General features: G+C 54.8%; 19 protein-coding genes and 1 tRNA gene. 7 read left to right on the forward strand and 13 right to left on the reverse strand.

The genetic code is table 11. The features are described 5' to 3' along the window. Positions 1-126: 126 nt before the first annotated feature. Positions 127-2,124 carry a bifunctional tRNA (5-methylaminomethyl-2-thiouridine)(34)-methyltransferase MnmD/FAD-dependent 5-carboxymethylaminomethyl-2-thiouridine(34) oxidoreductase MnmC gene (gene mnmC, locus HV355_RS04550; RefSeq protein ID WP_182401043.1) on the forward strand — a complete coding sequence of 666 codons (1,998 nt, stop codon included), beginning with the start codon at positions 127-129 and terminating at the stop codon, positions 2,122-2,124. Positions 2,125-2,617: 493 nt separating this feature from the next. On the opposite strand, the gene HV355_RS04555 is transcribed toward mnmC, so the two are convergent. From HV355_RS04555 to prmB, 6 genes are read right to left on the reverse strand one after another with little or no spacing between them, the layout of a single operon-like run. Continuing rightward, positions 2,618-2,896 carry a YfcL family protein gene (locus HV355_RS04555; RefSeq protein ID WP_048029667.1) on the reverse strand — a complete coding sequence of 93 codons (279 nt, stop codon included), beginning with the start codon at positions 2,894-2,896 and terminating at the stop codon, positions 2,618-2,620. A 13-nt stretch (positions 2,897-2,909) separates the two neighbouring features. Beyond that, entirely contained in the window at positions 2,910-3,455 is a 546-nt protein-coding gene (locus HV355_RS04560; protein ID WP_010433224.1) for an elongation factor P hydroxylase, read from the reverse strand. Next, a complete protein-coding gene (locus HV355_RS04565; protein WP_089597892.1) occupies positions 3,455-4,264 on the reverse strand; it encodes a sulfite exporter TauE/SafE family protein in 810 nt (269 codons plus the stop codon). The genes HV355_RS04560 and HV355_RS04565 overlap by 1 nt, the downstream gene beginning before the upstream one ends. Then, on the reverse strand, positions 4,264-5,088 hold the full coding sequence (mepA, locus tag HV355_RS04570; RefSeq protein WP_182401045.1) for a penicillin-insensitive murein endopeptidase: 825 nt from the start codon (positions 5,086-5,088) through the stop codon (positions 4,264-4,266). Before mepA ends, HV355_RS04565 begins: the two co-directional genes overlap by 1 nt. Before the next feature lie 2 nt (positions 5,089-5,090). Beyond that, complete coding sequence (aroC, locus tag HV355_RS04575; protein WP_010433219.1) at positions 5,091-6,176, reverse strand: chorismate synthase; 1,086 nt, start codon at positions 6,174-6,176, stop codon at positions 5,091-5,093. A 60-nt stretch (positions 6,177-6,236) separates the two neighbouring features. Next, positions 6,237-7,169 carry a 50S ribosomal protein L3 N(5)-glutamine methyltransferase gene (prmB, locus tag HV355_RS04580; RefSeq protein ID WP_023312578.1) on the reverse strand — a complete coding sequence of 311 codons (933 nt, stop codon included), beginning with the start codon at positions 7,167-7,169 and terminating at the stop codon, positions 6,237-6,239. Between the two features lie 145 nt (positions 7,170-7,314). Here prmB and smrB point away from each other — a divergent pair, with 145 nt between their 5' ends. Then, positions 7,315-7,866 (forward strand): endonuclease SmrB, encoded by a 552-nt coding sequence (gene smrB, locus HV355_RS04585; protein ID WP_108416659.1) that lies wholly within the window; start codon positions 7,315-7,317, stop codon positions 7,864-7,866. Positions 7,867-7,912: 46 nt separating this feature from the next. Here the strand turns inward: smrB and sixA are convergent, their stop codons facing one another. The 4 genes from sixA to HV355_RS04605 form a co-directional block, all read right to left on the reverse strand. Then, entirely contained in the window at positions 7,913-8,398 is a 486-nt protein-coding gene (sixA, locus tag HV355_RS04590) for a phosphohistidine phosphatase SixA (protein ID WP_003861375.1), read from the reverse strand. Between the two features lie 209 nt (positions 8,399-8,607). After that, entirely contained in the window at positions 8,608-10,755 is a 2,148-nt protein-coding gene (gene fadJ, locus HV355_RS04595) for a fatty acid oxidation complex subunit alpha FadJ (RefSeq protein WP_182401047.1), read from the reverse strand. Next, the gene (fadI, locus tag HV355_RS04600) at positions 10,755-12,065 is read right to left on the reverse strand and encodes an acetyl-CoA C-acyltransferase FadI (protein ID WP_182401049.1); all 1,311 of its coding nucleotides are present in this window, start codon (positions 12,063-12,065) and stop codon (positions 10,755-10,757) included. Before fadI ends, fadJ begins: the two co-directional genes overlap by 1 nt. A 245-nt stretch (positions 12,066-12,310) precedes the next feature. Next, the gene (locus tag HV355_RS04605) at positions 12,311-12,595 is read right to left on the reverse strand and encodes a YfcZ/YiiS family protein (RefSeq protein WP_126544333.1); all 285 of its coding nucleotides are present in this window, start codon (positions 12,593-12,595) and stop codon (positions 12,311-12,313) included. Between the two features lie 372 nt (positions 12,596-12,967). On the opposite strand from HV355_RS04605, the gene fadL reads away from it, so the two are divergent. After that, entirely contained in the window at positions 12,968-14,251 is a 1,284-nt protein-coding gene (gene fadL, locus HV355_RS04610) for a long-chain fatty acid transporter FadL (protein ID WP_120157765.1), read from the forward strand. Between the two features lie 44 nt (positions 14,252-14,295). Here the strand turns inward: fadL and mlaA are convergent, their stop codons facing one another. Continuing rightward, entirely contained in the window at positions 14,296-15,048 is a 753-nt protein-coding gene (gene mlaA / locus HV355_RS04615; protein ID WP_010433199.1) for a phospholipid-binding lipoprotein MlaA, read from the reverse strand. Positions 15,049-15,363: 315 nt separating this feature from the next. Between mlaA and HV355_RS04620 the strand changes: the two genes are divergently transcribed. Together HV355_RS04620 and HV355_RS04625 are read left to right on the forward strand one after the other, a co-directional pair. Further along, positions 15,364-16,293 carry a formate/nitrite transporter family protein gene (locus HV355_RS04620; protein ID WP_100165808.1) on the forward strand — a complete coding sequence of 310 codons (930 nt, stop codon included), beginning with the start codon at positions 15,364-15,366 and terminating at the stop codon, positions 16,291-16,293. A gap of 75 nt (positions 16,294-16,368) precedes the next feature. Next, positions 16,369-16,440 (forward strand) — tRNA-Arg (locus HV355_RS04625). A gap of 26 nt (positions 16,441-16,466) precedes the next feature. On the opposite strand, the gene HV355_RS04630 is transcribed toward HV355_RS04625, so the two are convergent. Continuing rightward, positions 16,467-17,846, reverse strand: a complete 1,380-nt coding sequence (locus HV355_RS04630) for a diguanylate cyclase (protein ID WP_182401051.1) — start codon at positions 17,844-17,846, stop codon at positions 16,467-16,469. A gap of 269 nt (positions 17,847-18,115) precedes the next feature. Here HV355_RS04630 and lpxP point away from each other — a divergent pair, with 269 nt between their 5' ends. Together lpxP and ypdK are read left to right on the forward strand one after the other, a co-directional pair. After that, positions 18,116-19,033, forward strand: coding sequence for a kdo(2)-lipid IV(A) palmitoleoyltransferase (gene lpxP / locus HV355_RS04635; RefSeq protein WP_010433190.1), 918 nt, complete (start codon positions 18,116-18,118; stop codon positions 19,031-19,033). Positions 19,034-19,390: 357 nt separating this feature from the next. After that, complete coding sequence (gene ypdK, locus HV355_RS24435; protein WP_099458937.1) at positions 19,391-19,462, forward strand: membrane protein YpdK; 72 nt, start codon at positions 19,391-19,393, stop codon at positions 19,460-19,462. Positions 19,463-19,518: 56 nt separating this feature from the next. On the opposite strand, the gene alaC is transcribed toward ypdK, so the two are convergent. After that, entirely contained in the window at positions 19,519-20,754 is a 1,236-nt protein-coding gene (alaC, locus tag HV355_RS04645) for an alanine transaminase (RefSeq protein ID WP_108416665.1), read from the reverse strand. Positions 20,755-21,057: the final 303 nt, after the last annotated feature.

Raw genomic sequence — 21,057 nt, forward strand, 5'->3', positions numbered from 1 at the left:
TTCGAGTCGCACAATAGCGTACACTTGTACGCCGAACAAGTCCGATCAGACAATTTCTGAGGAAATTTGCACCGATGGGCTCACATCGTTAAGATCGTGCCACTGCCTGTCGGACGAGTAACTTACGTGAAACAAAACGCTATACAACCCGCCAACCTCGAATTCAACGCTGAGGGTACACCTGTTTCCCGAGATTTTGATGACGTCTATTTTTCTAATGATAACGGACTTAAAGAGACACGTTATGTTTTTCTCGACGGAAACCAGCTCGGCGCCCGATTCCCCGCGCATCCGCGCAGCCTGTTCGTGGTGGCGGAAAGCGGATTCGGTACCGGCCTCAATTTTCTGACCCTCTGGCAGGCGTTTGATCGGTTTCACGCTGCCCATTCCGAGGCTACGCTCCAAAGATTACATTTCGTCAGTTTTGAAAAATTCCCGCTCACTTTGCACGATTTACAGCTCGCACATCAGCACTGGCCGGAGCTGGCAGCCTGGGCAGAGCAGCTTCAGGCGCAATGGCCACCGGCCGTGGGTGGCTGCCATCGTCTGATTCTGGACGGCGGACGCGTTACCCTGGATTTATGGCTGGGCGACATTAACGAACTGACCGATCAGCTCGACGATTCGATGAATCAGAAAGTGGATGCCTGGTTCCTGGACGGTTTTGCCCCTGCCAAAAACCCGGACATGTGGAGTCAGCATTTGTTTTGCGCAATGGCGCGCCTGGCCCGCCCGGGCGCAACGCTCGCCACCTTCACCTCGGCAGGTTTTGTCCGCCGCGGGCTGCAGGAAGCGGGCTTTACCATGCGTAAAACCAAGGGGTTTGGCCGCAAGCGCGACATGCTGGTCGGGACGATGGAACAGACGTTAAATGTCCCCGCTCAGGCACCGTGGTTTTCCCGTCGCGCCAGTGCATCACGAGAGGTAGCACTCATTGGCGGCGGCATTGCCAGCGCCCTGCTCTCGCTCGCGCTTCTCCACCGTGGCTGGCAGGTCACGCTCTACTGCGCCGATGAGGCACCGGCGACGGGTGCCTCAGGCAACCGTCAGGGCGCGCTTTATCCTCTGCTGAGCGCGCACGACCCGGCGCTGTTCCAGTTTTTCCCGGCGGCATTTACGTTTGCTCGTCGTCTGTACGATCTTCTGCCTGTTGATTTTGACCACGACTGGTGCGGCGTGACGCAGCTCGGCTGGGATGAGAAGAGCCAGCAAAAAATCGCGCAAATGCTGTCGCTGGGTCTGCCGGAGGCGATCGCCCGTGCGGTCACTGCGCAGCAGGTTACTGAAACCGCGGGCGTCGACACGCGCTGTGACGGTATACAGTATCCGCTCGGCGGCTGGCTGTGCCCGGCCGACCTGACGGCGGCGGTGATGACCCTGGCCCAGTCTCGCGGGCTGATGGTGCACTATGCCCACACCGTTGAATCGCTTAGCCGGACAGAACGCTGGAATCTGCGTTTCGCTGATGGCAAAGCGGCGCAGCACGCCAGCGTTGTGCTGGCAAACGGACATAACATCAGCCAGTTTATCCAGACAGAAACATTGCCGGTGTATCCGGTCGGCGGCCAGGTAAGCCATATCCCAACCGCGCCAGAACTGAGCAAATTACGTCAGGTGCTGTGCTATGACGGCTATCTGACGCCGCAAAATCCGTCTAACGGCCATCACTGCATCGGGGCGAGCTATCATCGTGGCGAAACGGAAATGCGCTACAGCGACGCGGACCAGCAGCAGAACCGCCAGCGTCTGGTTGACTGTTTCCCGGATGCGGCGTGGGCGAAAGAGGTTGACGTCAGCGAGGGTGAAGCCCGCTGCGGCGTACGCTGCGCCACGCGTGACCATCTGCCGATGGCGGGGAGCGTGCCGGACTATGAGGCAACGCTTGCGGCCTATCAGGATCTGGCTGATAACCGGGACACGGCGGTAAGCGCACCGGTGTATCCGGAGCTGTTTATGCTCGGCGGGCTGGGCTCGAGGGGATTGTGCTCTGCGCCGCTGCTGGCAGAGGTGTTAGCCGCGCAGATGAGCGATGAGCCGATTCCGCTGGACAGAATTACGCTTGCGGGACTCAACCCAAATCGACTGTGGGTACGGAAACTGCTGAAGGGGAAGAAGGTTAAGTAGAGAGCGGTCTGGTGCCCTCACCCCGTCCCTCTCCCTGTGGGCTGAGGAATCCCCAGTAATTTTTTAACCGGAAGCGATAAATATTGCTTCCGGAAAATTAATGGCTTACAGCGATGCCCTGGTCCGGCTGTAAATCGCCGAGGCGTTTCCGTAAGGCCGGGGCGAGGCGCATGGATGCGCCGAGAGGGCGTGGCCTGCAGGGATGCAGGCTCATGCCCGACCCGATAGCCTGAAGGAATAAGCTGAGGGAACCGCGAAGCGGCGATTTACCGCCGGGAGCCCGGGTCGCCAGGGCGGCGGCGATTGAGCCGCCATGGCACGTTCACAGGCCATGCCGTTACAGAGTAGCAAGGAACATGAAGTGAACGGAATGACCACCAGAGCCGTATGTTCCCCCTCACCCCAGCCCTCTCCCTCAAGGGAGAGGGGGTCGTCTGTGCAGGCATTATTTTGTGGGGATCCCTCAGCCCTGTGGGAGAGGGTGGTGAAACACTTACTTCGCTTTCGCCTGCTGGAACAAATTGTCCCACATGCCCAGCACCAGAGACTGATCGCGCGGAGAGAGTTCTCCGGCCTGAATGGCTTTTTCCAGGCTGCGAGTCACTTCTTCGTGAACTGCGTCGGCAGAGTGATCGTCACCTGCCTCCAGCTCGGCTACGGCAAGCGTCAGGTGACCACGCAGATAACCGCTGGCGAACAGCTCATCATCACTGGCGTGTTCCACCATGTCATCAATTAACGCCAGAATGCGTGATTCAAATTCTGCGATCATCTTCTTTCCTCTGTTAAAGATCTTCCGGCCAAGGGAAGCATTCCGCCGTGATCTCCGGCGTGTGGTAATAATTCTGTAAAGCCTCGATCAGGCGCGCCGGACGTTCCGGGATGCCCTTCTCAAGATATTCCATCACCTGCTTGTGAACGCGGCGCTGGAAGACGATACGATCCGGCTCGAAGTCGCCTTCCAGGTTGTCGCAGCTCACGTTGAACGGGAAACCCGCCGCCACGCAGAACAGCCACTCCAGCGCCTGGGGTTTGACTTCAACATCTTCAAACTGGCCCTGAGTTGCGGCGTCACGCCCGTCCGGGCAATACCAGTAACCGAAGTCCACCAGCTCGCGACGTGCTTTCCCCGCAATGCACCAGTGCGAAATCTCGTGCAAACCGCTGGCGTAAAAGCCATGTGCGAAAACGATCCGGTTATACGGAACCTCTGCATCAGCAGGAAGATAGATCGGTTCGTCGTCGCCTTTAATCAGACGGGTATTAAAATCATCAGCAAAACAGCCGTCGAAAATCTCAATCAGCTGTTCGTAGTTATGCGTACTGTTCATTAGTGCATCCCCAACCAGGTGAGGATCTCCTGTCCATGGCTGTCATAAAGCAGTTTGGCGCTCATCACCGCCGAGACCACAACAATCATCGGGCGGATCAGCTTTTGCCCCTTGCTCAATACCAGACGCGAGCCCACGCGCGCGCCTAAAAATTGGCCCACCATCATTACAAAGCCGGTTGCCCAGATAACCTTGCCGCCAATGATAAACAGCAGCAGGCCGCCGACGTTTGAGGTCGCGTTGAGCACTTTGGCATGGGCGGTGGATTTGGCGAGGTTGAACCCGGCCAGCGTCACGAAAGCCAGCGCGTAAAACGAGCCTGCGCCCGGGCCGAAGAAACCGTCATAAAAACCTACACAGCCCCCGGCAACCAGCGCAAACGGCAGGCCGTGCAGGCGACGCTGGCGATCCTCTTCACCGAGCTTTGGCATCAGCAAAAAGTACAGGCCAATGCAGATAACCAGAATCGGCAGGATCTGACGCAAAATATCAGACTGCACGTGCTGAACCAGCAGCGCGCCCGACGTCGAGCCAATAAAGGTCATCAGAATATTGAGCTTCTGATCGGCCAGGCTCACCACCTTGCGGCGGATAAAATAGAGCGACGCCGAGAGCGACCCACCGCAGGCCTGCAGCTTGTTAGTAGCCAGCGCCTGAGCCGGGCTCATGCCCGCCGCCAGCAGCGCCGGAACCGTCAGCAAACCGCCCCCACCCGCCAGCGCATCGATAAACCCGGCGAGCATCGCAACAAAAAAGAGCACCGCCAGCAGCAGCGGTGACACCATAAACAGATCGACGAAATTATCCATTAAAGTACATGCTCATCCAGTAGCGCCTGGCAGGAAGGCGGCAACGGAGGCGGTGTCTTCTTCTCAGGCTTAGAGGTTCCAGGCTTCGCCGGTTCAAACCAGCTTTGCAGTTCATAACCACAGCCATCGCCAGGCGGTGGAAGCGGCTGATCTTCACATTCCAGGCTGTTCGCCGGGCAGCGCAGACGAACGTGCATATGTGCACGGTGCTGGAACCACGGACGCACTTTGCGCAGCCAGTCGCGATCCGTTCCGGCATCCAGACAGAGCTGTTGCTTGATGGCCGGGTTAACGAAAATCCGCGTGACGTCGTTATCTTCTGCCGCCAGCTTGATCATGCTGGAGACTTCCTGCGTCCACAGGGACGGCACTACGTGCTTACCGTCGCTCGCGACCAGATCCAGCGCCTGCGGTTTCAGCAACTGCAAAGACGTCCAGCGCGTTTTCGGCAGCTGTAAGAAGATATCGACATCCAGTCCGGTCTGGTGGCTGGCGTGACCGCCGTTGAAGCGGCCCCCGGCAGGCATCCCCATATCACCGATCAGCATCGTGCCCAGCCCCAGGTTATGCACCTGATTACCAAGGCGCTGTATAAACAGCACCAGATCCGGATGGCCGAAATAGCGGCGCTGATCGGTGCGCATCACCTGATAGGTGTCCGACTGCAGCGGAAGTTCCTGCGCGCCCACGATGCAGCCGTTAGAGAAGGCACCGATGGACTGCGCACTCCCCGCCACCGGATGGGTGATTTTTTGCCACGGCGTGGCGGCCAGAGAGGCTCCACTGGCGAGCAGCGCCAGCAGAGCAATTGCGGTTTTTTTCATGTTTACCAGCGTGGAATGGTGGTCGTCACATCCGCATTCTGCGCGCGCTGGCGCAGGAAGTGATCCATCAACACGATCGCCAGCATCGCTTCTGCGATCGGCACCGCGCGGATCCCCACGCACGGATCGTGACGTCCTTTGGTGATCATCTCAACTTCTTCACCAGAGCGGTTAATCGTGTGGCCCGGCACGGTAATGCTGGAAGTCGGCTTCAGTGCGATGTTGGCAACAATCTGCTGCCCGCTGCTGATACCGCCCAGAATGCCGCCCGCATGGTTGCTCTGGAAGCCCGCTTTCGTGATTTCGTCGCGGTTCTGGCTACCGCGAAGCTGAACCACGTCAAAACCGTCGCCAATCTCGACGCCCTTCACCGCGTTGATGCTCATCAGCGCGTGGGCGATGTCAGCGTCGAGACGGTCAAATACCGGCTCGCCCCAGCCAGCCGGAACGCCGTCAGCCACCACGGTGACTTTCGCACCGATGGAGTCGCCCTCTTTTTTCAGGCCGCGCATCAGTTCGTCGAGCGCCTCTAGCTTGTCGGCATCCGCGCAAAAGAACGGGTTTTGCTCGACCTGATCCCAGTCTTTGATCGCCAGAGGAATGTCGCCCATCTGGGTCAGACAGCCGCGGATAACGATGCCAAATTTCTGCTGCAGGTATTTCTTGGCAATCGCCCCTGCCGCCACGCGCATCGCGGTTTCACGCGCGGAAGAACGCCCGCCGCCGCGATAGTCACGGAAGCCGTACTTTTGTTCGTAGGTGTAGTCGGCGTGGCCCGGACGGAAAACGTCTTTGATGGCGCCGTAGTCCTGGGAGCGCTGATCGGTATTTTCGATCAGCAGACCAATGCTGGTCCCGGTGGTGCGCCCTTCAAAGACGCCGGAAAGAATTTTGACCTGGTCCGGCTCGCGACGCTGCGTGGTGTAGCGAGAGGTGCCCGGACGTCGACGGTCGAGGTCGTGCTGTAAATCTGCTTCGGTCAGTTCGATGCCCGGCGGTACGCCGTCGACGATGCAACCGAGTGCCAACCCGTGCGACTCCCCAAAGGTGGTCACGCGGAATACCTGTCCAATACTGTTTCCTGCCATCACGGCTCCGATGTTGTTGTTTGTGTTTGAGCGTTGTGAAACGGGCCGAAGCCCGCTGGATTAATCTTTATAGATGCTGAAGTGTTCGCGCGCGTCGAGCAGCTGCGCTTTGGTCAGCATAAAGACGCCGTCACCGCCGTTGTCGAACTCGAGCCAGGTGAACGGCACATCCGGGTACTGCTCTATCAGATGTACCATGCTGTTGCCTACTTCACAAATCAGAACGCCGTCATCGGTCAGGTAATCCGGTGCACAGGCCAGAATGCGGCGGGTCAGCTTCAGGCCGTCAGAGCCTGATGCCAGGCCCAGCTCCGGCTCATGGCGATATTCGTTTGGCAGATCGGACATGTCTTCTGCATCGACGTACGGCGGATTGGTGACGATCAGATCGTACTGCAGCGTCGGCAGATCGCGGAACAGATCGGAGCGAATTGGCGTAACGTGATGGATCAGGCCGTGCTCTTCAATGTTGTGCTCGGTTACGGCCAGCGCGTCGGTGGAAATATCGACCGCGTCCACTTCTGCTTCCGGGAAGGCATAGGCACAGGCAATCGCAATGCAGCCGCTGCCGGTACACATATCCAGAATGTGCTGCGGCTGATGGTTAATCAGCCCTTCAAAGTGGTTGTTGATCAGCTCACCAATCGGCGAGCGCGGCACCAGCACGCGTTCATCAACATAGAACTCGTGGCCGCAGAACCAGGCTTTATTGGTCAGGTAGGCGACCGGAATACGCTCGTTCACGCGGCGGATCACGCGCTCAACGATGCGGTGCTTCTCGCTGGAGGTCAGGCGCGCGGTACGCATGTCTTCCGGAATATCCAGTGGCAGGTAGAGGGACGGCAGCACCAGCTGAACGGCCTCATCCCACGGGTTATCGGTACCGTGACCGTACCAGATATTGGCGGCGCTGAAGCGGCTAACCGACCAGCGCAACATGTCCTGTATGGTATGCAGCTCGTTTACTGCTTCATCGACAAAAATTTTATCCACTCTTTCCTCCAGGGCATGCTCGCATAATTTTCGGCGGCTAGTTTGCCATGAAGACGGCGATAAATCAGCAATGACGCGTACCGCTTGAGGTTAAAAAATGCGTTTAGTCGGGTACACTATCGGAAATACGAGATGAGAATGCCAAATGAAAAAGAAAACATCGCTCAGCGAGGAGGATCAGACACTCTTCCGACAGCTGATGACCGGGACGCGTAGAATCACGCAGGACACCATCGTTCATCGTCCTCAGCGCAAAAAAATCAGCGAAGTGCCGGTCAAGCGACTGCTCCAGGAGCAGGCCGATAACAGCCACTATTTTTCAGATGAATTTCAGCCTCTGCTCAACACGCAGGGGGCTGTGAAGTACGTACGTGAAGACGTCAGCCATTTTGAGCTGAAAAAGTTACGCCGTGGGGACTATTCACCGGAGCTGTTTCTCGATCTGCACGGGTTAACCCAGATGCAGGCGAAACAGGAGCTGGGGGCATTGATTGCGGCATGTCGTCGCGAACACGTTTTTTGCGCCTGCGTGATGCACGGTCACGGCAAACATATTCTCAAGCAACAGACGCCGCTGTGGCTGGCTCAGCATCCACACGTGATGGCGTTTCATCAGGCACCCAAAGAGTACGGCGGAGATGCCGCATTGCTGGTGTTGATTGAAGTCGAGGAATGGCAGCCGCCAGAGTTACCCTGACAGGATGGCGGGAAGCACATTGCACCCCGCCATATCGCACGTCACGTCAGATCGCTTTTGCCATCTTCAGGTTGCACGGACTCATTTGCCAGTTAAAGACACCTTTGCCGGTTTCGTCCAGGGTGACGTTGGCAATGGCGGAGGTCGTGAACATAGGCGGCGTTTCGCCAGGGCACAGCTCAGATACCAGATAGCCGACCAGCGGCAGGTGGGAAATGACCAGTGCGGAAGCGACACCTTCATTGCATAGCGCCTGAAGATAGGCACTCACAAGACCCACATCGCCACACGGCGTGAGTTCAGGAAGAACATCCACACTGGAAGGCAGGTTCATACACTCCCCTACCACATCCAGCGTCTGTTCTGCACGCAGGAACGGACTCACCAGAACGCGTTCAATGTCCACTTTTTGACCTTTAAGCCAGGTAGCCATTTGACGGGATTCGTCGCAGCCACAGACTGTCAAAGGACGTACTGAGTCACTGGCGGCATCGAGTGCCGCGTCGCCGTGACGCATGATAAAAACTTGCATATTGCACCGCTTTTGTTAACCAGAATCACCGGCGTTGACTACCCGCGATTAAAGCTGGGAGGTAGAAAACCCGATGGCCGGGCATTGTGCCTGATCCATTCGGTGAATGAAACGCTGTTTTTTACCTCAATGGCGTAAGTATAGTCAATCTCTGTTTACAAATTCGCCAAAACAGGTCTCTTCACCGAAGGATTTACCCTTCTTTGACCTCAGCTTACGAGGACAGTTTCCCTTGCAGGCCAAAATGTCTGGCCCCGTTCCGCCATCTGCAATAATTCGTCACAGGGTGTAAACCGTGGACCATATTGCGAAGCCAGACGTTGCAGAATTGCAACCACTTCACCCGCCCCGAGGGTGTCCATATACCGGAACGGGCCGCCAAGGAACGGCGGGAAACCAATACCAAATACGGCACCGATGTCACCATCGCGTGCGCTTTTGATCACCTGTTCGCCGAAACAGCGCGCCGCTTCGTTGAGCATCATCATCACACAACGCTCAGCACACTGCGCTGACGACAGTTTTCCCTGACCGGTAACAGAAAAAAGCCCATAAACCGCAGGGTCGACCTGTTTCTTGCTTTTACGCCCTTTTGCCCCGTAAAGATAGAAACCGCGTTCATTTTTTCTGCCTTTGCGATCGTCCTTCAAAATTGCAGAAACAATGTTTGCAGGGGGGCTAAAACGGTCTCCGTAAGCAGCCTCCAGTACAGGTATAATTTTAGTGCCGGTATCTATTCCTACCTCATCCAAAAGTTGGATTGGACCGACAGGGAAACCAAACTTCACCAGCGCCTCATCGACGTGCTCAATCTTCTCCCCTTCCGTCAGCAACCGCATTGCTTCATTAATGTAGGGAGCCAGAATGCGATTGACGTAGAAGCCTGCTTTATCTGCCACGACAATCGGCGTTTTGCCCTGCTTTTTCGCGAGCTTGACCACCGTGGCAACGGTTTGCGGACTGGTGGTCGCGTGTGGAATAACCTCCACCAGCGGCATTTTTTCAACCGGGCTAAAGAAGTGCAGACCAATCACCTGCTCCGGTCGTGCGGCTTTCGCCGCGATGTCGCCAATCGGCAATGACGAGGTGTTTGAAGCAAAGATGGTATGCGGGGCGCAATGCTGTTCAACGTCTGCCACCATTTGCTGCTTGAGCGCCAGATCTTCAAACACGGCTTCTATCACCAGATCGCGATGTGCAAAACCGCGGTAGTCCGTGGTGCCAGTGATCATCGCGAGTGTTTTATCGCGCTCGCTTGCTTTGATATGGCGGCGTTTAACCTTCTGATCAAGGTTCTGCCAGCTGTACTGAAGCGCGTGGTTGATTCCCTTAGGATTAATGTCTTTGATACGCACCGGCAATTTGCCTTTGCTGGCAGTGACAAACGCAATTCCACCGCCCATCAGCCCGCCCCCCAGCACGCCAATGGCGCGCAGCGGCGCAGGCTCAGCTTCGCTTCCCGGATCTTTTTTGACGTCAGTGCTGGCAAAGAAGATGCTGCGCAGCGCCTGAGACTGCGGCGTCATCGCCAGTTCACCAAAGGCTTTTGCCTCGGCGGCATAACCGCTGCTGCTGCCCTGTGACAAGCCGGTTTCAATCACTTCAAGAATACGCTTCGCCGCCGGGTAGTTGCCTTTGGTTTTTTGCTCGGTCTTTTTGCTTACCATGCTGAACAGGAGCGCGCGCCCCAGTGGCCCTGCCAGCACGCGCTCACGCACAGGCAGAGGACGTTTTGCCTGACGCCCTTTCAGGGCCAACTCAACGGCGGCCTCCAGCAAAATCGAGTGGGCAACCACTTCATCGACCAGTCCCACTTTCAGCGCCTGACGGGCGCGCAGCTGCTTGCCGGTTAAGATCATCTCCAGCGCGGTACTCACCCCCACCAGACGCGGTAAACGCTGCGTTCCACCCGAGCCAGGTAACAGGCCTAACTGCACTTCCGGCAGGCCTAACACCGTTTTTGCATCATCGGTACAAATGCGGCTATGGCAGGCCAGCGCCAGCTCTAAACCGCCCCCCAGACAAGCGCCGTGAATGGCAGCAATCACCGGGAACGACAGGGCGTGGATCTCAGCCATCACCTGCTGCCCCTGACGCGCCAGCTCTTCGGCTTCCTGAGCGCTTTGCGCGCGGGCAATCATGTTGATATCAGCCCCGGCAATAAAGTTATCCGGCTTGGCCGAGATAAACACCAGGCCGCGAATGGCTTTGTTTTCGCGGAGCTGTTTTAGCATCGCGCGCACCTGAACGCCAAATTCGGCCTTCAGGGTATTCATCTTTTCATCAGGCACATCAATAGTGATAACGGCCACGTTATCGAGGCGAACCGTCAGATTGAATGCAGATGGCATGTCCATTATTCAGCCTCCAGAACCATTGCTGCGCCAAGACCACCTGCCGCGCAGGCGGTAATGAGACCAAACCCACCGCCGCGGCGACGTAGTTCATGTAATGTTTGTGTGATCATCCTCGCCCCTGTGGCGGCAAAGGGATGACCATAGGCGATGGATCCGCCAAGCACGTTAAACTTACTCTGATCCACTTCGCCGGTCGCGTGGGCGCGGCCCAGTACATCGCGCGCGAAGCGCTCGCTTGCCAGCAGCTGGATGTTTGCCAGGGTTTGTGCGGCAAAGGCTTCGTGCATATCGATCAGGGTTAAGTCAGCCAGCGTCAGCCCCGCGCGCTCCAGCGCCAGCGGCGTGGACCAGGCTGGACCTAACAACATGTCCTGCCAGACATCAATCGCCGTAAACGCATAGCTTCGTAAATAACCCAGCGGGGTGATGCCAAGCTCCTTCGCACGGGATTCGGTCATCAGGATCACGGCCGCAGCACCGTCCGTCAGAGGCGTACTGTTGGCCGCCGTAACGGTGCCATGTTTACGATCAAACGCCGGGCGCAGTTTTGCGTAATCCGCCAGCGTCGAGGTGCCGCGAATATTGTTATCTTCCACCAGAGGTTCTCGGAAAGGCGGGATATAAGCCGTCATCACCTCGTCGGCAAGTTTGCCTTCCGACCAGGCCTTCGCAGCGAGCTGGTGCGAACGATGCGCCAGGGCATCCTGCTGTTCGCGGGTGATGCCGTATGTTTTCGCCATCTGCTCAGCGGTATCGCCCATGCGCAGGCCGGTTGAATATTCAGCCACCGCGGGCGGAACAGGCATCAGATCGCGCAGGCGTAAACGCGAGAAGAGTTTAAGTTTCTGGCCAGTAGTGCGAGCCTTGTTAGCATCCACGAGGATACGTGCCAGCTTTTTGCTGACCCCAATCGGCAGCACTGAAGAGGAGTCCGCCCCGCCCGCGATACCCGCGCGAATAGTCCCCGCCATCAGGCTTTCGGCCACGTTAGCCACCGCCTGAAAGCTGGTCGCGCAGGCGCGACTGACGCTGTAGGCATCGGTGTGCACATTCATTCCCGTGCCGAGAACAATTTCACGTGCAATGTTGGGGGCTTCAGGCATCTGCACGACCTGGCCGAAGACCAGCTGTTCGATGACCTCAGGCGGAATTTCGCTGCGAGCCAGCATCTCGCCTACGACCATTTTCCCCAGATCGACGGCCGGTATACCGTGAAAGGCGGTTGCCTGACGCGCAAACGGCGTTCGCAGCCCGCTAACAATGGCAATGCGTTCACCTTGTCGGGTGATAAGCGGTAATGCCTGACTCATAACATTCCCCTGTAAAAACTTTACACAAATATAAAGTGGTCTGACCTGATAACAGTCTTAACCATTTTTTTACATTCAGCCAATCGGGGAAACGAAAAAGTGCGAGCTAAGGCACAGAGAAGAAAAAGAAAATGCCCCTGCATGGCAGAGGCATTTGTGCGGTTTTGTTGCCGGGTGGCGGCGTTGCCTTACCCGGCCTACACGATCGTAGGCCCGTGCAAGCGAAGCGCCGCCGGGCAAAAGGATTAACGCAGGCCCAGCTGGAAAATCAGCGTTTCAGCTTCACACGCAAAAACAAAATCGATGTCCAGCTTCACGCCACCGTCCACTTCGGTAAAGGTCGACTTGATTTCGCACGGATCGGATTCGACTTCACGCGCACGTTGACTCAGCGCGGCCAGGGTTTCTTCCGCTTCGGCACGGCTAGTGAATACACGGCTGTAAGACGCGGTGCAATCGGTGTTGTCCATGATGGTGCCAACATCCATACAGCAGCAAACCGGGGTTTCATCAGCACTGCATTTACTCATAGCTCAATTTCCTCTGTATTCGCGCAAAGCGCGAGATAAACACGATGCTGATATTTTACGCCCCGCCGTTGGCTCTCTCCAGCCGTTAATGACGCAAAATCGGATAAGTGAGCAATATCACACTAAAAAATGATCTAAAACAAAATTCACCCTTTCGGGGGAGTCTCGCTGGTCACAATTTTGCCAACCAGATCTCGTTTCAAGAAACATGTTTGAAAATATTAATAAACAAACTTGCAACATATTAGCTGGTCAGACCTATACTCACGCCACTGGTCTGATTTGTATGTCATACCTCAGACCCTACACTTCGCGCTCCTGTTACGGTATGTAACAATTATTGAATAAAAATAACTCAATGAGGTTATGGTCATGAGCCAGAAAACCCTGTTCAAAAAGACTGCGCTGGCAGTCGCAGTGGCAATCGTCTCAACGTCCGCCTGGTCAGCGGGCTTCCAGTTAAACGAATTTTCTTCCTCTGGCCTTGGCCGTGCATATTCCGGGGAAGGCGCTATTGCTGATGACGCAGGTAACGCAAGTCGTAACCCTGCGCTTATCATGATGTTCGATCGTCCGACCTTCTCTGCTGGTGCGGTTTACATCGATCCTGATGTCAATATTTCCGGCAAATCGCCTTTCACCGGCGCGAGCCTGAAAGCGGATAACATTGCGCCGACAGCGTGGGTACCTAACCTGCACTTCGTTGCGCCGATTAATGAACAATTTGGTTGGGGTGCGTCAGTCACCTCTAACTATGGTCTGGCAACCGAGTTCAATAACAATTACCCGGCAGGCGAATATGGGGGCAAAACCGATTTAACTACCCTCAACCTGAACCTGAGCGGCGCGTATCGTCTCAATGACAACTGGAGCTTCGGCCTGGGCTTTGATGCCGTCTACGCTGATGCCAAAATTGAGCGTTATACCGGTGAACAAACTGCCGCTCTGCCGAAGAACAGCAACAAGATCGCCAGCCTGAAGGGCGATGAGTGGGGCTACGGCTGGAACGCGGGTATTCTGTATGAGCTGGACAAAAATAACCGCTGGGGTCTGACCTATCGCTCAGAAGTGAAAATTGATTTCGATGGCGATTACAAAAGCGGCATCCTGAGCCCTGTAAACGGCATGGTTCCGGGTGCAGGCACCACCATCCCGTGGGGCACGTCAAACCAGACCGTACCAGGTTCACTGTCACTGCATCTGCCAGAAATGTGGGAAGTCTCCGGTTACAACCGCGTCGCACCACAGTGGGCTATTCACTATAGCCTGGCATACACCAGCTGGAGTCAGTTCGAAGAGTTGAAAGCGACCGGCAGCAATGGTCAGACGCTGTTCTATAAGGACGAAAGCTTCCACGACGCATACCGTATTGCGCTGGGTACAACCTACTATATGGACGACAACTGGACGTTCCGTACCGGTATCGCGTTTGATGATAGCCCGGTTCCGGCTGATAAACGCTCCATCTCCATCCCGGATCAGGACCGCTTCTGGCTGAGTGCTGGTGCAACCTATGCATTCAACGAGAATGCGTCAGTTGACGCTGGCGTCTCTTATATGCACGGTCAGAAAGTGACGTTCCAGGAAGGCCCTTACGAGTTCACCTCTGAAGGTAAAGCCTGGCTGTTCGGTACCAACTTCAACTACGCGTTCTAATCGCGCAGGGATCAAAAAAGGTGAGCATCGCTCACCTTTTTTATTTATTCCGAATCGATATCTTTGAGTTCGTTCTCGATGGCTTTCGCGTTCGGATTATCTTCCGGCTTCAGCTTGCCGCCATTGGCGATGAAGTCATGGTTCTGGAAGTACGCCTCACGCACCATGATATACGGATCGGAAGACTGGCGCAGCAGACCGTCAGAGTCCAGCAGTTGCGCACGCGTTTCAATCCCTTCCACCGTCCACTTACCAATCGACAGCGGCCAGGTCAGCCATGACAGCACAGGATACAGCGTATCCACCATATCGCCGCCATCATCACGCACGGTGAAACTGCCATAGAACGGCAGATGCACATACGGACCATAACCTACACCGTAATGCCCCAGCGTGCTGCCGAAACGGTGCGGCTGTTCACGCTGCAGTTTTGTGTTTGCCATGCCAGCGACATCAATGAAGCCGCCCATACCCAGCAGGGAGTTCAGGAAGAAGCGCGTAAAGTGCACCATCCCCTGATACGGGTCACCTTGCAGGAAATAGTTCACCATCACCGCAGGCTCTTCCAGGTTACTGGTGAAATTGCTTAATCCATTACGCGCAGGTTGTGGAACATAATCGCGCCATGCCACCGCTACCGGGCGAACCACATACGGATCCAGCACGTTATAGTTGAAGCTGTACATCGAGCGGTTAAATCCTTCAAGAGGATCGGAGCGTCCCGTTTGCTCCCCGGAGCTGGCGCAGCCCACAAGCATCGTCGCGCCCAGCGCAAGCGCCGACAGCCGAAGTTTCATAATTATCTCCCTGTTCAGTATGGCTATCGTTGATTGCCATCCGTAACGGAGCATCTGGCGCTCCGTATGAAAACGTGCAAGTGATTGTAACAGCACGTTTCCCGATGTCTATGAGCACAATTACGGGCAGTAACCACCGTCACTCTGATCTCAGCATAGCCTGGCTTTAGGAATTCGTTTCGCTGGCAATTTTATAATGTCTTTGAAAGAGATGTATCACCTTTGTTGCCATTGCCACCAATTTAAGAGCATCCCCACAGGCATCACGATAAAAGCCGCTACGCTTTAAAGAAAGTTCATCCTCCAGGAGCGGTTATGAAAGAAGTGGGCGAAGAAAAAATTGGCGAGAACAATGAGGACGTAGAAATTGAGAGTGAGGAAAAAGAGCGTGGCGAGAAGATAGAAATTGACGAAGATCGCCTGCCCTCCCGTGCGATGGCGATCCACGAACATATACGCCAGGATGGTGAAAAGGAGATGGAACGCGATGCCATGGCCCTGTTCTGGTCGGCGATTGCTGCGGGTCTCTCGATGGGTGCGTCACTGCTGGCCAAAGGCATATTTCATGTCCAGCTGGAGGGCGTGCCAGGTGGCTTTTTACTGGAAAATCTTGGCTACACCTTCGGCTTTATCATCGTCATCATGGCGCGCCAGCAGCTCTTTACTGAAAACACCGTCACCGCCGTGCTGCCCGTGATGCAAAACCCTACCCTGGGCAATTTCGGCTTGCTGATGCGGCTCTGGAGCGTGGTCTTGCTTGGGAATATCATTGGTACAGGCATCGCGGCCTGGGCCTTTGAGTATATGCCGATATTTGATGAGCCCACCCGGGATGCGTTTGTAAAAATTGGCATGGATGTGATGAAAAACACGCCCTTAGAGATGTTCTCGAATGCGATTATCTCCGGCTGGATCATCGCCACCATGGTGTGGATGTTCCCCTCGGCAGGCAGCGCAAAAATTGTGGTGATCATTCTGATGACCTGGCTGATTGCGCTCGCCGATACCACGCACATCGTGGTGGGTACCGTTGAAATTCTCTATCTGGTTTTTAATGGCACGCTACACTGGAGCGATTTCTTCTGGCCGTTCGCCCTGCCGACGCTGGCGGGCAATATTTGCGGCGGGACCTTTATCTTCGCGCTGTTGAGCCATGCGCAAATCCGCAATGATATGTCGAACAAGCGTAAGGCCGAGCTCAAGGCGCAGGAAGATAATGAAAAATCGGCAAAAAAATCGGCCTGAATGGTGACTCTTTGAGCAGTCAGGCGGCAATGCGCTTAACGCAAAGTGTAAATAACGCTATACTCGTGCCGCCTCGTCCCCTTAGTTAAATGGATATAACGAGCCCCTCCTAAGGGCTAGTTGCAGGTTCGATTCCTGCAGGGGACACTTTCGTTCTTCCTGACTTCATAAAATCACTGCATTTTCCACAACTCCACACAGTTCCGCCCGCGTCGTTTTGCACCATACAGCGCTTCATCCGCTGCCTGTATCAGACGTTCGTAGTCAGGATGCCCATTGAACATCGCCGCCCCGATTGAAAGGGAAAGAGAGATCGTCTCGCCGGTCGGGGAGCTAACCTTAATTTTTTCTACGCGCTTGCGGATCCGTTCTGCAATACGCAGGGCGTCAGCTTCGGTGATTTCCGTCAGCACAATTAAAAACTCATCGCCACCGTAGCGAAATACGTAGTCGCAGGTGCGAACGTTGTCATAAAACGCACCCGCCACTTTTCGCAGGATTTCGTCACCCGTATTGTGGCCCCAGGTATCATTGATTTGCTTGAATTTATCAACATCGATCAGTAGCGCCGACAGCGGCGTACCGGCGCGGGTGGCATGGGTGATTTCACGTTTAAAAATGGTCGGCAGGAAGCGACGGTTCAGCAGTCGGGTGAGCACGTCCATTCCCACCTCATGGCGGGAAACCTCATCAAACAGCTCACGCAGCAGGGTAACGATTTGTGAGAGGGTGTTACGCACCTGCCGCAAAAATTTGACCTGCCGTGACCTGTCATGAAGCGCATCGTCAGCCTGGCGAACCTCATTAAACGCCTCGTCAAACTCCTGAATAAGACGGGAGATATGCCCTGCTTCGGCAATACCGCTGAAATAGTGACGTCCTTTATGGCTAAACCACAGCCCAAAATCTGATTGCCCGAGCGGTCGGCTGTTGCCTATGCTGGAATCTAACATCACCTTATAGAGCAGCGTCATTTCCCAGGTCAGCAGCGCAGCGGTCTGACGCTCCTTCTCTTCTTCCGCATTCTCCATCAGCGAGAAAATCCGGTAGTTTTCATCCTCTTTCGCCGCATTGTTCTCGCTGAAGACATACGCACGCGACATCACCTCCATCGCCAGATCGATACTGTTAATGGCGTAGTGATAAACGCTGAGCTTCACGTCAGAGGGATGGGGCGTGGCGTTAATGATGGGTAACAGCAATTTTTTCAGCACCCTGAAACCCATTTCGACCAGGTCGACAGAGATGCCGATACGGGCATGCACATCTGCGGCACGCTGCTGGGCGCGTATCTGCTCCTCAACCTGCCCAACCTGACAGGAGAGAACCTCAACCAGCCACCGACGCAGCGCTTCCTGCAATTGCCTTTCCACCTGTTCAGTGGTCAAAAACTCAGCAACAATAGGATCGGCCAGAACAACACGATAGAACTCAGCAATCAGAGCAGTGGCATGATCGCTGGCAAGTTGGGCGGTAACTTGATGAATGTGTGGCTCAGTTTCATTGATCAGTTGCACCCACTCATCTTTCACCGTTTGCAGATATGTATCCATCGTAACGCCCTCAAAAGAGTGACTTTCGCTCATTTATAACAATAGCAAAATCAAGCCTCTCCGTAATCGCCGCTTTTTTAATCAAAAACGAGTAATAGCACATAACATATAAGGGTGCTACATTATGCCGCCCATCCAATGTCAGCTATGGCCAGGTAACGCCGTAAAGATCGGTAAAGCCTGCAACCATGACCTTGCACTACGGTCTAATAGGCACGTGGTATCGCTAAGCGCGTTACTTTTACCGGTTTTACAAAGGTTCCTCTAATTTGTCTGAATCCTCATTCAAACGCGCGTTCTTGCACCCGCGTTACTGGTTTACATGGTTTGGTCTTGGCGTACTTTGGTTGCTGGTCCAGCTTCCTTACCCGGTGATCCGCATACTGGGCTCAAGACTCGGCAGCGCATCGCGCTATTTCCTTAAACGTCGCGAGTCTATCGCACGTAAAAATCTTGAACTTTGCTTCCCGCACTACAATGCGCAGCAGCGCGAAAAGCTGATCGCTGAGAACTTTAAATCTATCGGCATGGCATTGCTGGAAACCGGTATGGCCTGGTTCTGGCCTGATGAACGCGTGCGTAAATGGTTTGATGTAGAAGGTCTGGATAACCTGAAGCGTGCCCAGGCGCAGAATCGGGGCGTGATGGTCGTCGGAGTTCACTTTATGTCCCTCGAACTCGGTGGACGCGTGATGGGGCTTTGCCAGCCGATGATGGCAACCTACCGTCCGCACAACAGCGCGCTGATGGAGTGGGTTCAGACTCGCGGCCGTATGCGCTCAAACAAGGCGATGATCAGCCGTAACAATCTGCGCGGCATGGTCGGTGCGCTGAAAAAAGGTGAGGCCGTCTGGTTTGCACCCGATCAGGATTATGGCCGTAAAGGCAGCAGCTTCGCGCCTTTCTTCGCCGTTAAAGACGTTGCTACGACCAATGGCACCTTTGTGATTTCACGCCTTTCTGGTGCCGCTATGCTCACCGTAACGATGGTCAGAAAAGCGGATAAATCAGGTTATCGCTTGCACATCTCCCCGGAAATGGCGAATTACCCGGAAAATGAGTGTGAAGCCGCGACCTTTATCAACAAGGTTATCGAGTTCGAGATCATGCGTGCACCTGAGCAGTATTTGTGGATGCACCGCCGCTTCAAAACCCGTCCGCTGGGCGAAGCCTCTCTCTATATCTAAGCCTTCCAGAAGGTTAGTTTCGCTAAGAAACTAACCTTTTCAATCACCTGTAATTACCCTGAGTAACCGTCTTTTTTCTGCGTCGCTCAACGGGAATTTATTGCGTACTGAAATCAAACTGTCGCCGTTCCACGACACTCGTAAGTGTCGGAAAGTATTTAGAAAAATCCCACTTGTCACCCCCTATTTTTAGGCGTACATTAGCGCCGTCTGACAATGGGAAGCGCAGAATTCTGAGGTGGAGTCTGAGGCGTAGCGGGATAATTCCGATTTCCGTTTTAGCCCGATTTCAACTCTCTATAATCAGGTGGACTCTGTTTTTGAATGCGTACCACAAGATACGCGGAGTGATGAAACGTGAAATATTTCTTTATGGGCATTTCGGTGATTGTTTTAGTCTGGGCCGGAACCTTTGCCCTGATGATCTAGTAAAGAACATGCAGTCAAAAAAACAGGCGCTCAAGGCGCCTGTTTTTTTTGTGTCGTCAGGTTTCGGGCTGTTCAGCCACATTTTTTGATGAGAGAAGCCCGTCAGCCCGGAACATGCTCTTAATTCCCCTGACCGCCTGACGAATGCGGTCGCTGTTTTCAATCAACGCAAACCGCACGTGGGTATCGCCATAATCGCCAAACCCGATGCCCGGCGAGACGCACACCTTCGCATCCTGCAGGAGCTTCTTGGCAAACTCCAGCGAACCCATTGCCGCATAGGGCTCAGGAATTTTAGCCCAGACGTACATGGACGCCTTCGGCATTTCCACCATCCAGCCCGCTTCATGCAGGCCTTTCACCAGCACATCGCGACGCCGCTTATACTGGGCAGCAATATCCTGTACACACTGCTGATCGCCTTCGAGCGCAGCAATTGCAGCAACCTGTAGCGGCGTAAATGTGCCGTAGTCGTGGTAACTCTTAATACGCGCCAGCGCATTTACCAGCGTCTTGTTACCCACCATAAAGCCAATGCGCCAACCCGCCATGTTGTAACTTTTCGACAGCGTGAAGAATTCGACCGCCACATCGCGTGCGCCCGGCACCTGCATAATGGAAGGCGCCTTCCATCCGTCGTAGACAATATCCGCATAGGCGAGATCGTGAACCACCAGCACGTCGTAACGTTTTGCCAGGGCGACCACTTTCTCAAAGAATTCGAGCTCAACGCACTGGGCCGTTGGGTTCGACGGGAAACCGAGGATCATCATCTTTGGTTTCGGGTAGCTTTCACGAATCGCGCGTTCCAGTTCGTTAAAGAAGTCTACGCCTTCCACCAGCGGCACAGAGCGAACCTGCGCGCCAGCAATCACCGCACCGTAGATATGGATCGGATAGCTGGGGTTTGGCACCAGCACGGTATCACCGTGATCCAGCGTCGCCAGCATCAGGTGTGCCAGCCCTTCTTTCGAGCCAATGGTGACAATGGCTTCACTTTCAGGATCGATGTCCACCTGGTAGCGATCCTGGTACCAGCGGGAAATGGCACGACGTAATCGAGGAATACCGCGAGACGTTGAGTAACCATGCGTATCCGGGCGCTGGGCAACTGTACAGAGTTTCTCAACAATATGCGGCGGCGTTGGGCCGTCAGGGTTACCCATGCTGAAATCGATGATATCTTCGCCGCGCCGACGCGCAGCCATCTTCAGCTCAGCAGTGATATTGAAAACATAAGGGGGGAGACGATCGATACGCGTGAAACGGCGTTCAGGACTGAATTCAGCCATAGATTCCTCAGATTAACGTTAGCGCCCGGACCGTCCGAGCGACGCTGCCACCGATGTGGCGTGCTTAGAAAATAACCTGAAAAAAAACATGCTGTCGAGAGGGAAAGTAAAAAAAAGATATCGCGTTAAAACAGGAACCCTGCTGTCGCTAAAAGCGGAAGGCGGATGACGTAAAAGGGTATTTTAATACCTGTTATTTAACATGACGTTATCATAACCATTACCTCGCTGCGCTTCGTTCAGAAAAATTCAGCCGGACTGAAGAACTTTCCGAACAATCCCCTTTGTAAACTATGGTTTTTC

The sequence above is a fragment of the Enterobacter sp. RHBSTW-01064 genome, from assembly GCF_014103035.1.
GTDB lineage: Bacteria > Pseudomonadota > Gammaproteobacteria > Enterobacterales > Enterobacteriaceae > Enterobacter > Enterobacter mori.

Coding starts and splice junctions, on each gene's coding strand:
- HV355_RS04555 (WP_048029667.1), bottom strand. CDS start 2,896: ATGATCGCAGAATTTGAATCACGCATTCTGGCGTTAATTGATGACATG.
- fadI (WP_182401049.1), bottom strand. CDS start 12,065: ATGAGTCAGGCATTACCGCTTATCACCCGACAAGGTGAACGCATTGCC.
- HV355_RS04565 (WP_089597892.1), bottom strand. CDS start 4,264: ATGGATAATTTCGTCGATCTGTTTATGGTGTCACCGCTGCTGCTGGCG.
- sixA (WP_003861375.1), bottom strand. CDS start 8,398: ATGCAAGTTTTTATCATGCGTCACGGCGACGCGGCACTCGATGCCGCC.
- HV355_RS04630 (WP_182401051.1), bottom strand. CDS start 17,846: ATGGATACATATCTGCAAACGGTGAAAGATGAGTGGGTGCAACTGATC.
- mepA (WP_182401045.1), bottom strand. CDS start 5,088: ATGAAAAAAACCGCAATTGCTCTGCTGGCGCTGCTCGCCAGTGGAGCC.
- HV355_RS04560 (WP_010433224.1), bottom strand. CDS start 3,455: ATGAACAGTACGCATAACTACGAACAGCTGATTGAGATTTTCGACGGC.
- fadJ (WP_182401047.1), bottom strand. CDS start 10,755: ATGGACATGCCATCTGCATTCAATCTGACGGTTCGCCTCGATAACGTG.
- fadL (WP_120157765.1), top strand. CDS start 12,968: ATGAGCCAGAAAACCCTGTTCAAAAAGACTGCGCTGGCAGTCGCAGTG.
- HV355_RS04605 (WP_126544333.1), bottom strand. CDS start 12,595: ATGAGTAAATGCAGTGCTGATGAAACCCCGGTTTGCTGCTGTATGGAT.
- alaC (WP_108416665.1), bottom strand. CDS start 20,754: ATGGCTGAATTCAGTCCTGAACGCCGTTTCACGCGTATCGATCGTCTC.
- smrB (WP_108416659.1), top strand. CDS start 7,315: ATGAAAAAGAAAACATCGCTCAGCGAGGAGGATCAGACACTCTTCCGA.
- mlaA (WP_010433199.1), bottom strand. CDS start 15,048: ATGAAACTTCGGCTGTCGGCGCTTGCGCTGGGCGCGACGATGCTTGTG.
- HV355_RS04620 (WP_100165808.1), top strand. CDS start 15,364: ATGAAAGAAGTGGGCGAAGAAAAAATTGGCGAGAACAATGAGGACGTA.
- aroC (WP_010433219.1), bottom strand. CDS start 6,176: ATGGCAGGAAACAGTATTGGACAGGTATTCCGCGTGACCACCTTTGGG.